At 69.9% G+C, this 12468-nt stretch carries 11 protein-coding genes; 4 read left to right on the top strand and 7 right to left on the bottom strand.

The window, feature by feature from the left end:
• The first annotated feature begins 103 nt into the window (after positions 1–103).
• A complete protein-coding gene (locus ACFSXZ_RS34725; RefSeq protein WP_378270122.1) occupies positions 104–1354 on the top strand; it encodes a PspC domain-containing protein in 1251 nt (416 codons plus the stop codon).
• Positions 1347–1571: a hypothetical protein gene (locus ACFSXZ_RS34720; protein WP_378270121.1), complete on the top strand. Its 225-nt coding sequence runs from the start codon at positions 1347–1349 to the stop codon at positions 1569–1571. Before ACFSXZ_RS34725 ends, ACFSXZ_RS34720 begins: the two co-directional genes overlap by 8 nt.
• Positions 1572–1630: 59 nt before the next feature.
• Here the strand turns inward: ACFSXZ_RS34720 and guaA are convergent, their stop codons facing one another.
• Complete coding sequence (gene guaA / locus ACFSXZ_RS34715) at positions 1631–3187, bottom strand: glutamine-hydrolyzing GMP synthase (protein WP_378270120.1); 1557 nt, start codon at positions 3185–3187, stop codon at positions 1631–1633.
• 102 nt (positions 3188–3289) lie between these two features.
• Between guaA and ACFSXZ_RS34710 the strand changes: the two genes are divergently transcribed.
• On the top strand, positions 3290–4687 hold the full coding sequence (locus ACFSXZ_RS34710) for an aldehyde dehydrogenase family protein (protein WP_378270118.1): 1398 nt from the start codon (positions 3290–3292) through the stop codon (positions 4685–4687).
• A gap of 163 nt (positions 4688–4850) precedes the next feature.
• Here the strand turns inward: ACFSXZ_RS34710 and ACFSXZ_RS34705 are convergent, their stop codons facing one another.
• From ACFSXZ_RS34705 to guaB, 3 genes are all read right to left on the bottom strand, one after another.
• On the bottom strand, positions 4851–6545 hold the full coding sequence (locus ACFSXZ_RS34705; protein WP_378270116.1) for a GMC family oxidoreductase N-terminal domain-containing protein: 1695 nt from the start codon (positions 6543–6545) through the stop codon (positions 4851–4853).
• A 54-nt stretch (positions 6546–6599) separates the two neighbouring features.
• On the bottom strand, positions 6600–7730 hold the full coding sequence (locus ACFSXZ_RS34700) for a GuaB3 family IMP dehydrogenase-related protein (RefSeq protein ID WP_378270115.1): 1131 nt from the start codon (positions 7728–7730) through the stop codon (positions 6600–6602).
• Between the two features lie 84 nt (positions 7731–7814).
• Positions 7815–9317 carry an IMP dehydrogenase gene (guaB, locus tag ACFSXZ_RS34695; RefSeq protein ID WP_378270114.1) on the bottom strand — a complete coding sequence of 501 codons (1503 nt, stop codon included), beginning with the start codon at positions 9315–9317 and terminating at the stop codon, positions 7815–7817.
• Positions 9318–9479: 162 nt separating this feature from the next.
• Here guaB and ACFSXZ_RS34690 point away from each other — a divergent pair, with 162 nt between their 5' ends.
• On the top strand, positions 9480–9875 hold the full coding sequence (locus ACFSXZ_RS34690) for a DUF5319 domain-containing protein (protein WP_378270112.1): 396 nt from the start codon (positions 9480–9482) through the stop codon (positions 9873–9875).
• A gap of 180 nt (positions 9876–10055) precedes the next feature.
• On the opposite strand, the gene ACFSXZ_RS34685 is transcribed toward ACFSXZ_RS34690, so the two are convergent.
• From ACFSXZ_RS34685 to ACFSXZ_RS34675, 3 genes are all read right to left on the bottom strand, one after another.
• A complete protein-coding gene (locus tag ACFSXZ_RS34685) occupies positions 10056–10979 on the bottom strand; it encodes an anti-sigma-D factor RsdA (RefSeq protein ID WP_378270110.1) in 924 nt (307 codons plus the stop codon).
• Positions 10980–11552, bottom strand: coding sequence for a sigma-70 family RNA polymerase sigma factor (locus tag ACFSXZ_RS34680; protein WP_378270109.1), 573 nt, complete (start codon positions 11550–11552; stop codon positions 10980–10982).
• Positions 11553–11763: 211 nt separating this feature from the next.
• A complete protein-coding gene (locus ACFSXZ_RS34675; RefSeq protein ID WP_027940930.1) occupies positions 11764–12360 on the bottom strand; it encodes a response regulator transcription factor in 597 nt (198 codons plus the stop codon).
• Positions 12361–12468 lie beyond the last annotated feature (108 nt).

Raw genomic sequence — 12468 nt, 5'->3', positions numbered from 1 at the left:
TCACACGGCCGCAAGCGAGAACGCATCGGGGAAAGACCCTGAACCTCGATCTCAGGGAGCTTCCCGGATGTGCGCGGGGCGCGCACGGCGGATGCTCGGTGCCATGACTGGTGCAACCGAACGGTCGCGGCCCACAGGCCTGGGCGATTTCGAGGAGACTCTCAAGGACTTCTGGGCTACCCGGCCGCGGCGGCCCCGGCATGGCCGGAAGGTCGCCGGCGTAGCGGCCGGCATCGCCGACCGCTACGGCGTCGATCCGGTCCTGGTCCGGGTGGCGTTCGCGACCGCCACCATCTTCGGCGGCGTGGGGATTTCCCTGTACGTGCTGGGATGGCTGTTCTTCCCCGCCGAAAACGACGAGGTCTCCCCGGTCGAGGCGCTGTTCGGCCGCGGACGGAGCTCGACGTCAAGGGCGTTCACGATCGTGCTGGCCGTGGCGTTGCTTCCGCTCACCGGCTGGGCTTTCGGCGGCGGGTGGTTCGACGGGGGCAGCCTGCTCGCGGCGGCGCTGCTGGTGACGGGCCTCTACCTGCTGCACCGCGGCCGGGGCCAGGAGTACCGCCCGCCGGTCACGGGGCCCACCGGGCCCACGGCGGCCTTCTCCACCACTTCGACCCCCTCGGCGTCTTCCGGTACGGCGGAAAGCCCGTCCGGGTGGGACCCGCTCGGGGCGGACCCGTTGGCCTGGGACCTGCCCGACCCCCGGCCGGAGCCACCCGTAACCCCTCCGCCCGCTCCCGCACGGCGACGTAACGCGAAGGTGGGCGTCATCACATTCGCCGTCGCGCTTCTGGTGGCCGGTGCCGGCGTCGCACTGGGTGCCATGGGGGTGGCCTGGTTCTCGCCGCCGCATGTGATCGGCCTGACGCTGAGCGTGCTCGGCCTGGGCATGGTGACCGGCGCGTTCCTGCGCGGTGGGCGCGGCCTGATCGCGCTGGCGGTCCCGTTGTCCATCGTGGGCCTGGTGACGACCGCGGTGCCGTTTCCCAGCTATCACGGCGGGTTCGGTGACATCGACGCGGTCCCCGGCACGGCGGCCGAGGTCCAGCCGGTCTATCAGCACACCGCGGGGGACATCAACCTGGTCTTGACCAACCTGGCCAGGACCGATGTGGTCTCCACGGAGGTCCTGAACGGCGCCGGGACGACGACGGTGGTCGTACCCGCCGACGCCGATGTGCGGTACGCCTGTGATGTCCGTGTCGGTGACGTCGACTGCCTGGGGCACATCGCCAAGGGGACCAACCCATCGACGGTCTCGGGTACCGATCTCGGCACGGACGGCCCTGGCGGCGCACAGATCACGCTCAAGGTCTCTGCCGGAGCGGGACGCGTGGAGGTGAACCGTGCCTGAGAACCCTTACCAGTACGACGAAACCGGCCGACGGCCACAGCGGCGCGGAGTGGATCCGTTCACCTTGCTCCTGGGTGTGGCCACCCTGTTGGTCTCGGCTTACGTGCTCACCGACGGCGCGCACTGGCTGCCCTCGTTCGACCTCCGCTGGGTCCTCGCCGGGGGCGCGGTGCTCGTCGGAGTCCTCATGCTGGGCGCGTCGATGCGACGACGGTGACGTTTTGAAAGCGCTTTCCCCCGACGCCTCGCGCCGGGGGAAAGCTCGTCTGTGGACGGCTATTCCCACTCGATGGTGCCCGGCGGTTTGCTGGTCACGTCCAGCACCACCCGGTTGACCTCGGCCACTTCGTTGGTGATCCGGGTCGAGATCCGCTCGAGCACGTCGTAGGGCAGGCGCGTCCAGTCGGCGGTCATGGCGTCCTCGCTCGACACCGGGCGCAGCACCACGGGATGACCGTAGGTGCGGCCGTCACCCTGCACCCCGACACTGCGGACGTCGGCGAGCAGCACCACCGGGCACTGCCAGATGTCACGGTCCAGCCCGGCGGCGGTGAGTTCCTCGCGAGCGATCGCGTCCGCGGCACGAAGCGTCTCCAGCCGGCCGGCCGTGACCTCGCCGATGATCCGGATGCCCAGGCCGGGGCCGGGGAACGGCTGCCGGTGCACGATCGTCTCCGGCAGGCCCAGTTCGAGGCCGACCCGGCGCACTTCGTCCTTGAACAGCAGGCGCAGCGGCTCCACCAGCTCGAAACGCAGGTCCTCCGGCAGGCCGCCGACATTGTGGTGGCTCTTGATGGTGGAGGCGCCGGTGCCGCCCCCGGATTCGACGATGTCGGGGTAGAGCGTGCCCTGCACCAGGAACCGGTAATCGCCTTGCGCCTTGAGGTCGCGCTCGGCTCCCTCGAACACGCGAATGAACTCGCGGCCGATGATCTTGCGCTTCTCCTCGGGGTCGCTGACGCCGGCCAGCGCGTCGAGGAAGCGTTCGCGCGCGTCCACCGTGACGAGGTTGACCCCGGTCGCCGCCACGAAGTCCCGCTCCACCTGAGCGCGCTCCCCGGCCCGCAGGAGGCCGTGATCGACGAACACGCACGTCAGCCGATCGCCGATGGCACGCTGGACAAGGGCGGCCGCCACCGCCGAGTCCACCCCGCCGGACAGCCCGCAGATGGCACGGCCGTCACCGATCTGTTCGCGGACCGCGCCCACCTGCTCGTCCACGATCGACGCCGTCGTCCATTGTGGACGGATGCCCGCGATCTCGTGCAGGAACCTGCGCAGCACCTCCTGGCCGTGCGGGGAATGCAGGACCTCCGGGTGGTACTGGACTCCCGCGTAACGCTCGGCCGGATTCTCGTACGCCGCGACCGGCGCACCCGCCGAAGTCGCCGTCACCACGGCACCGTCCGGAGCCTTCGTGACGCTGTCGCCGTGGCTCATCCAGACCTGGTGACGGGCGGGAAGCTCGCGGTGCAGCACCCCTCCGTCGGCGAGGAGATTGATCTCGGTGCGCCCGTACTCGCGGGCACCGGTCGCCTCGACGGTTCCCCCCAGTGCCTGCGCGAGAAGGTGGAAGCCGTAACAGATGCCGAAGACCGGAACGCCGGCCTTGGCCAGCGCCGGGTCCATGCCCGGCGCACCCGGCGAATAGGCGCTCGCCGGACCACCCGAAAGGATGATCGCGGCCGGATCCTTGGCCATGATCTCGTCGACGGTCGCCGTGTGCGGGACCACCTCGGAGTACACCTGGGCCTCCCGGACGCGGCGGGCGATCAACTGCGCGTACTGCGCGCCGAAGTCCACGACCAGCACGGGACGGCTCGGACCGGGCACCTTGCATCTCCTCGGGCTCGCGTTGCTCTCCACCATCGTCCCAGGTGAGCTGCACCACGGTGCCCCCGCCCCGGGCGTTTCCGCCCGGCCTACGGTTGAGGCATGGACACCTTCACCCCGGAACCGCGCCCGGCCTGGATCGCCGGACGGCCAGAGCGGGGAGAAGCCCGCCTCGTCGTGAGCCATCCGTTCGACGGCAGCGAGGTGGCCGACTTCGCGGTGCCCGACGCCGCACAGGTCGAACGGGCCGTCGCCGCCGCCGTGTGCGTGGCCCCCGAACTCCGGCGCTCTCCGGCACACTTCCGGGTCACGGTGCTCGAACGCGTTTCGCGCGGTCTGGCCGCCCGCGCGGAGGAACTCGCCGAAGTGATCACCGCGGAATGCGGCAAGCCCGTGCGGTACGCCGAGGCCGAGGTCCGCCGCGCGATCGCGGTGTTCCGGATCGCCGCGGAGGAGGCACGCGAGTTCGGCGTCGGCACGCGACGGCTGGAGACGGAGCAGACCGGCGAAGGAAGGCTCGCGGTGATCCGCCGCGTGCCGCGCGGGCCCGTGCTCGGCATCACCCCGGCCGCCTCGCCGCTCGCCCAGGTCGCGCGCCAGGTCGCTCCCGCGGTGGCCGTCGGCGCCCCGGTCATCGTCAAACCGGCGCTCCGGACGCCGCTGTCAGCACTGGTTCTCGGCGAGCTCCTGGCCGAAACAGGCCTGCCGGACGGTGCGTTCTCGGTACTCCCGTTGAGCGGGACCGCCGAAACCGCGGCACTGGTCGCCGATCCCCGGCTGCCCGTCGTGTCCTTCAGCGGCTCCCGTTCGGTCGGCTGGTCCGTCGTGGACGCCGTACCTCGCAAGCATGTAGTGCTGGAACTGGGCGGCAACACGGCCGCCGTGGTCCTGAGCGACTGGCCGGATCTCAGCGGTGCGGCCGCGCGGATCGCCGCCTCCGCGACCGGTGAGGCCGGTCAGTCGCGCGCCGCGGTGCGGCGGGCGATCGTCGAACGAACGGTCGCGGACGAGTTCGTGCCCGCGCTGGTGGACGCTGTCCAGGCGCAACGCACCGGCGACCCGTACGACCCGGCGGTGGACGTCGGCCCCGTCGTCGATGAGGACGCCGCGCGGCGGCTCGTGGCGTGGATCGAGAAGGCGACGGCCGCCGGGGCGAAGGTGCTCACGGGCGGCTCGTGGAAGGGCACGACCGTCGAGCCGACCGTCTTGACCGACGTCCCGCCGGAAGTGCTGGCCGAAGTCGTCTCCGGCCCGGTCCTCGCCGTGTCCGTCGCGGACGACCCGGACGCCGCCCTCACCGCGATCGGCGACTCCGGCACCGATGCCGGCATCTTCACGCGAGATGTCCGCCTCTCCTCTCGCGCGCCGGCCGAACTCGTGATCGGCTCGGTCACCATTGGCGATGTGCCTTCGGACGCCTCCGGACGAGAAGGCATACCAGCCGCGATCCGCGACCTGACCGAGGAGCACGTCACCGTCCTCACCGGCCTCCCTCTCTGACGGTCCGCGTTCTGAGAGCAGGGAATGTTTACTACGGACTATCCGTGCTGAATCGGCGGCCGGACGAAAAGCGTGTCCGGCCGCGTGCACAGCCTCCGGCGGATAGCTCCCGCTGAAGGCGGCTAGCGCTGCCGCCTCCGGCCGAGCAAACCCACCTGCTCCGCTACTTCAGGGCCGCGGGAGCGTTCGGGGGCACGGCAGGGTTCTTCGGCGCGATCGGGTCCAGGCGGCGGTAGCCCTGCGACTGGTCCGGCCGCGGATCCGGCTCGCCCTTGTTCGGCCACAAGGAGAACGCCCGCTCCGCCTGGGCGGTGATGGTCAGCGACGGGTTGACCCCGAGGTTCGCCGTGATCGCCGTACCGTCCACAATAGACAGACCGGGATAGCCGAACACGCGGTGATAAGGGTCGATGACGCCGTCCGAGGGGCCGGTTCCGATCGGCGCGCCGCCGATGAAGTGGGCGGTCAGCGGGATGTCGAAGATCTCTCCCCAGGTTCCGCCCGCGGTGCCGCCGATGTGCTCGGCCGTCCGCCGGTTCGCCTCCTGGCCGGCCGCGATGAACGTGGGGTTCGGTTCTCCGTGCCCCTGCTTCGACGTGTACTTGCGCCGCCCGAAGAACCCGCGCCTGGTGAACGTGGTGATCGAGTTGTCCAGGCTCTGCATCACCAGCAGGATGACCGTCCGTTCGCTCCACCGGCGCCCGCTGAGCAGACCGATCGCCCGGACCGGATGCCGCGCCATGAACCCCAGTGCCTGCCGCCACCGCGGGGTCGGCGAACCGCCGTCCGTGGCGACCGTCTGGAGCAGGCTCATCGCGTTGCTGCCCTTGCCGTAGCGAACCGGTTCGATGTGCGTGACGTCGTCCGGATGGATGGACGAGGTGATCGCCACACCCCTGCTGAAGTCGCGCTCCGGGTCGACCACCCGCCGGGCGGCACCGATGATCGATTCGGAATTGGTCCTGGTGAGTTCGCCGAGCCGGGCGGACAGCCGCGGCAGCGTGCCGTCGTCCCGCATGGTGTGCAGCAGGCGCTGCGTGCCCCAGGTCCCCGCGGCGAGTACCACCTGACCTGCGGTGAACGTACGGCGATGCCGCCGGACGGAACCACCGGTGCGATGGACGTCCACTTCGAACGAACCGTCGCCCCTCGGCCGTACCGCGGTCACCGTGGACAGCGGGAAGACCTCCGCCCCACCCTGTTCCGCCAGGTAGAGGTAGTTCTTGACCAGAGTGTTCTTGGCGCCGACCCGGCAGCCGGTCATGCACGACCCGCATTCGGTGCAGCCGGTGCGCCGGGGACCCGCCCCGCCGAAGTACGGGTCGTCGACGGTCTCCCCCGGCTTGCCGAAGAACACACCCACCGGCGTCGGGTGGAAGGTGTCGGCCACGCCCATGTCGGCGGCGACCGCGCGGATCACCTCGTCGGACGGGGTGATGGTCGGGTTCGTGACCACGCCGAGCATGCGGCTCGCCTGGTCGTAGTGCGGCGCCAGTTCGGACTCCCAGTCGGTGATGTGCGCCCACTGCTTGTCCCGGTAGAACGGTTTGAGCGGCCGGTAAAGCGTGTTCGCGTAGACCAGCGAACCGCCACCGACACCCGCTCCCGCGAGGATCATGACGTCCTTGAGCAGGTGCACGCGCTGGATGCCGTAACAGCCGAGCCGGGGCGCCCACAGGTACCGCTTCAGATTCCACGACGTTCTGGCGAACTCGTCGTCGGCGAATCGGCGGCCCGCCTCCAGGACGGCCACCCGGTATCCCTTTTCGGTGAGCCGGAGGGCCGCGACGCTGCCTCCGAAACCCGACCCGACGACGATCACGTCGTAGTCCGGCGCACTCCTGTTACTCGCGGTCACACGTCGAGGGTAACTCGCACCGCGGTTCCTGACCAGGAGTAAGTTACCGACGAGTTAGCGCCGGACGGACAGGCCCACCCGCTGGAACTCCTTCAGGTCCGAATAACCCGTCTTCGCCATCGCCCGGCGGAGGCCGCCGAAGAGGTTCACCAAGCCCTCGGCGTCCGAAGACGGCCCGTACAGCAACGTGTTGAGGCTCGTTTCGAAGTCAGGGCCCGCCGCGACCCGCGACCGCGGCAACGACGGGTGCGCGGCCGCCGCCGTCCAGTACAGGCCGTGCGCCGGCGCCTCCGACGCGGCGGCGAGTGAAGCTCCCAGCATCACGGCGTCCGCGCCGCACGCGATGGCCTTGGCGATGTCGCCGGACGTCGTGATCCCGCCGTCGGCCAGAACGTGCACGTACCGGCCACCGGTCTCGTCGAGATAGTCACGGCGCGCCGCGGCCGCGTCGATGATCGCGGTGGCCATCGGCACCCCGATCCCCAGCACCCGGTCGGTACTGGTGATGCCCGGGGTGAAGCCGTGGCCGACGATCACGCCCGCCGCGCCGGTCCGCATCAGGTGCATCGCGGTGCGGTAGTCGGCCACGCCACCGGCGATGACGGGCACGTCCAGGCTGCCGATGAAGTCCTTGAGATTCAGCGTGTCGTCGTCGCGGGCGACATGCTCGGCGGACACGATCGTGCCCTGCACGACGAGGATTTCCACGCCGGCCGCGATCAGGTGCGGCGTGAGCTCGGCAGCCCGCTGCGGGCTGACCCGCGCGGCCACGGTGACCCCGGCGTCCCGCACCGTCCGCAGTGCCTCCGCGATCAGCTCCGGCTGGACGGGCGCGGCGTGCAATTCCTGAAGCAGCCGGATCAGCGCCGCCGGGTCCTCGTCCTTGGCGGTGTCGGCGATTCGCCGCATCGCTTCCGCGGCGTTCGTGTGGCGCGCCCACAGGCCTTCGGCGTTCAGCACGCTCAGCCCGCCGAGTTTTCCGATCGCCACGGCGCTTTCCGGGGACACGATCGCGTCCGTCGGATGCGTGACCAGGGGCAGATCGAACCGGTAGGCGTCGATCTGCCACGCGGTGGACACGATGGCGGACGACCGGGTCCGCCGCGACGGGACGATCTCCACGTCGTCGAGGTCGTACGCCCGCCGAGCGGTACGCCCCATGCCGATCTCGACCAGGTCGCGCACTGCAGTCCCCTATCTCACCGCCGTTGTTGACGGCCCATTCTCACCGGATGGCCTTGGCGGCTCGCGATCAGCCCGCCTGAGCCGCTACCGCGACGTGTAGTTCGGGGCTTCGACCGTCATCGTGACGTCGTGCGGGTGGCTTTCCTTGAGCCCGGCGGCGGTGATCCGGACCAGCTGCGCCTGCTGCAACTCGGCGATGGTCTGCGCGCCCGCGTATCCCATGCCCGACCGCAGACCGCCGACAAGCTGGTGCACGACGTTGACCAAAGGCCCGCGGAACGGGATACGCCCCTCGATACCCTCCGGCACGAGCTTGTCCTCCGACAGCACGTCGTCCTGCGCGTAGCGATCCTTCGAGTAGGACTTCCGTCCGTCGCGCGACTGCATCGCGCCCAGCGAGCCCATCCCGCGATAGGTCTTGAACTGCTTGCCGTTGACCAGGATCAGATCGCCCGGGGACTCCGCCGTCCCGGCCAGCAGACTGCCCAGCATCACCGCGGACGCGCCCGCCGTGATCGCCTTGGCGATGTCACCCGAGTACTGGATGCCCCCGTCACCGATCACCGGGATCCCGGCGGGCCGGCAGGCCTGGTCGGCCTCGTAGATCGCCGAGATCTGCGGCACGCCGACACCGGCGACGATCCGGGTCGTGCAGATCGAGCCCGGCCCGACGCCCACCTTGACCGCGTCCGCACCCGCGTCCACCAGGGCCTGCGCCCCGGCGCGGGTGGCCACGTTGCCGCCGACGACGTCCACCGTGTCGCCGAGTTCCTTCTTCAGCGTGCTGACCATGTCGACCACCGCGCGCGAATGCCCGTGCGCGGTGTCGACCATGAGCACGTCCACCCCGGCATCGGCCAGCGCCATCGCGCGCTGATGCCCCGCGGCGCCGACGCCGACCGCGGCGCCGACGAGGAGCCTGCCGTCCGGGTCCTTGGTGGCGTCCGGGTACTGCTCGGTCTTGACGAAGTCCTTCACCGTGATCAGACCACGAAGCTTGCCCGCACCGTCGACGATCGGCAGTTTCTCGATCTTGTGGCGGCGCAGCAGCCCGAGCGCGGCATCCGCGGTCACGCCGACCTGAGCGGTGACCAGCGGCTGCTTCGTCATCACGTCGCTGACCGGGCGGCTGTAGTCGACCTCGAACCGCATGTCGCGGTTGGTGATGATGCCGACCAGGGTGCCGGCGGCGTCGGTGACCGGGACCCCCGAGATGCGGAACCGCGCGCACAGCGCGTCCACGTCGGCCAGGGTGTCGTCCGGTGAGCAGGTCACCGGGTCGGTCACCATGCCGGCCTCGGAGCGCTTCACGACCTCGACCGCGGCCGCCTGCTCGTCGACGGACATGTTGCGGTGCAGCACGCCCATTCCGCCGTGGCGGGCCATCGCGATGGCCATCCGGCCCTCGGTCACCGTGTCCATCGCCGCGGACACCAGCGGGACCCGCAGGGTCACATTGCGGGAGAGGCGGGTCGAAGTGTTCACCGCGCTCGGCACGACATCCGACTCGGCCGGCAGCAACAGCACGTCGTCGAAGGTCAGACCCAGCATCGCGAACTTGTCAGTGGGGGCGAAGTCGCTCGTCATGTCTGGTGCTTGACCTTCCTCGGCTGCCGGCGAACCTGCTCACGATGTTATAGGCCGAAGACGACGACAGGGCCTCGGGACGGGCACAACGTGACGCGGGAAACCACAGCTCACGCCTGTTCCGCAAAGGCACTGGACAGCTGCCCACCCCGGCCCGGTACCGTGCCCTGCGTGCCGCACGATGTGTTGCCCCCGGACCCGTTCGCCGACGACCCTGACGACCCTGCCTCGAGCCTGGGCGCGCTCGACGATGAACCGGCCGAGCCGATCGACGCGCAGGCGCGGGCCGAACTGCTCGCCGACCTCGCTGACCTCGCGGTTTACCAGGCGCTTCTGGAGCCTCGCGGGGTCCGCGGGATCGTGGTGGACTGCGGTGAATGTGACCAGCCGCACTACCACGACTGGCATCTGCTGCGGGCCAGCCTCGAACAGTTGCTCTCGGACGGCCGGATGCGCCCGCACGAGCCCGCCTACGATCCCGACCCCGCTCACTACGTCAGCTGGGACTACTGCCGGGGTTTCGCTGACGGCGTAACCGCCAACGAAACCGCTTACTGAGCTCCCGGTTTCAGCAGGTAGGGCGTTTGCTAGGCCGGAGGCGGCAACGGCTGTCGGCAACGGCCTGAAACGTGCGCCGGAGGCCGACCGCACGCGGCCGGACACGCTTTTCGTCCGGCCGCCGATTGACGCCGCTGTTCCGTAGTAAACGCCCCTTCCTGCGTTCGAGCGCGGGGAAGATCAGCTGTGGGAACCGGAGGCGCCCGCCTGGGCCGGAGACAGTCCGGGGCCGACCGCGGACGTGTCGCTCCGGCCCGAACTGCCCTCCAGGCCCGACACCGTGGAAGTACTGGTGGGCGGTGGGGTCAGGCTGCTCGGCGAACTCGTGGACGGCGTGGTCGACGACGACGGCGTGGACGTGGTGGACGGCGAACTGCTCGGCGACGAACTGGACGACGAGGTCACGGATGTGGCCGTCGAAGACGACGGCGGTGGCGACACGACCTGCCCCGGATGCTGCAGCATGTCGCTGAGGTGCCGGTGCTCGGCCATCAACTGGCTGAGGTTGTCTTCTTCGGCGACCTGACGGAGTTTGGCCGCCGCCGCGGCGAGTGCCTGCTGAGCGGCGAGGATGTTGCCCTGCGCGAGCGCGATACTGGCCTGCTGGAGGTCCGTTCGCGCGGCCGACGCGGCCTCGACCGAGCGGGCGTGGTCGGCGTAGAGCATCTTCGTCAGGCCCCAGAGCGTGTCACCAGGCTGGGCGCTGCGCGCCGCGACACCGGTGCCGGTGAACGCGATCACCAGCACCGCGGCGGCTGCCGCGATCGGCACCAGGAGGCGGCGCCGGCGCGCGCGCTTTCCGTGCCGTTGCGCCAACGACGCGGCCCTGACCGTGGTCACGGCCGTGTCGGTGTCGACCAGTTCGGCGAGCGGCTCGCTGTCGATGTCGCGCCGCCACGCCAGCAGCAGCGCGTTGAGGTCCTGATCACCGAGGTCGTCGGCACTCTCCGGGTCCGAGCCGCCGAGCGCGTCTAGCAGGGCGTCGTCGCTGTTGATCACGGAAAGGTCCGCTTCGAAGGCGGCCTTCGAAGCACTCATGGTGTCGTCGAGCCCGAATTCCTCGAGCGTGTGTCTGACTTCGTCGCGGCTGTCACGGTCCGACACTCAGGCCACCTCCTCGGACGCCAGCGCCTTGCGGAGCCGCGCCAGTGCGCGGTGCTGGGCCACGCGGACGGCGCCCGGGGTCGAACCGACCGCGTCCGCGGTTTCTTCGGCGGAAAGACCAACGACCACTCGTAGCACCACGATCTCGCGTTGTTTGTCCGGCAACACCCGAAGGAGCTGTGCCATGCGCTCGTTCAACTCCCCCTGCAGGGCATGTTGCTCGGGACCGATGTCGCCCTCGATCTCGTCCGGGATCTCGGCGACCGGCTCGGCACGGTTGCGTGCGGCCGCACGGTGCGCGTCGGCCACCTTGTGCTGAGCGATTCCGTACACGAAGGCCAGAAAAGGGCGTCCTTGATCACGGTACGAAGGCAAGGCCGTGAGCACCGCGAGACACACCTCCTGAGCAACATCGTCTGCCGAAGCGAACGAACGCTCCTGTCTGCCAACCCTGGCGCGGCAGTACCGCACCACAAGAGGACGGATCGCGGCGAGCAGTTGCCCCACCGCCTGGGGATCACCCTCGACAGCGGCAGCGACCGGCTCGTCCAGTCCGTCCCCCACATTGGCCATCGCAGACAACAGTCCCAGCGTTACGTGTAGGCGTACAAAAACCACGGCGCGCGATGTCCGCATCGTTCGCGCCAGCCCGCCTACCGTACCGTCCGGCACCCACCACACTGCTGCGCGGTGGTCACCGGCGCGCCAAGGGAATGACGGCGCCGGCGAACTCCTCGAAGTCTGCGAGCTGACAACGAGCGAACACGCCCGCGGATGCGCCCGGCTACGAGACGAGTCCCCGGCGGAAGCCGTGCGCCACGGCCTGCGCACGGTCGCGGACGCCGAGCTTACGGAACAGGCGGCGCGCATGGGTCTTGACCGTGTCCTCGGACAGGTACAGCTCGCGCCCGATCTGGCCGTTGCTCTTGCCCTGGCTCATGCCGCGCAGCACCTGGAGCTCGCGTTCGGTGAGCTGGACACCGGGATCCGCGGGCTGCCGCGGCGCCGGGACCGATGTGCTCGCCAGGGTGTGTGCCAGGGCGGCGACGAGTTCGGGACGCGAGGCGTCCCAGCGGAGGTATCCGCGGGCACCGCCGGCGATCGCCGCGGCGATGCTGCTCGCGTCGTCGGGCGCGCCGAAGACGATCACGTTCGCCTGGGGGTTGGCGGACACCAGACGGCGGGTCGCCTCGACCCCGGCCGGCATCGCGCGCTGGGTACCGACGAGCACGACGTCGACCGGCTGCCGCGAATAGCGGGCGAGCAACTCGTCACCGTGCGCTACACAGTCGATGCGACTGACACCGGGAACGGCAGACATCACGCGGGTCAGCCCTTCGCGGACACTGCGTCGGTCGTCGCAGATCAAGACCGTCGTCACGGGGTTTCCTTCCTGCAGCCGGGTGACATTCCATATCCCCTATCGGACGCTTTAGTACTGCAACGGCACTCGCTTGCTCCGTAGTGGATCATGGCGTCGTGGTGGTTG

Source organism: Amycolatopsis pigmentata (assembly GCF_042684065.1).
Classification (GTDB): domain Bacteria; phylum Actinomycetota; class Actinomycetes; order Mycobacteriales; family Pseudonocardiaceae; genus Amycolatopsis_E; species Amycolatopsis_E pigmentata.
This window is presented reverse-complemented; position numbering and strand designations above follow the sequence as displayed.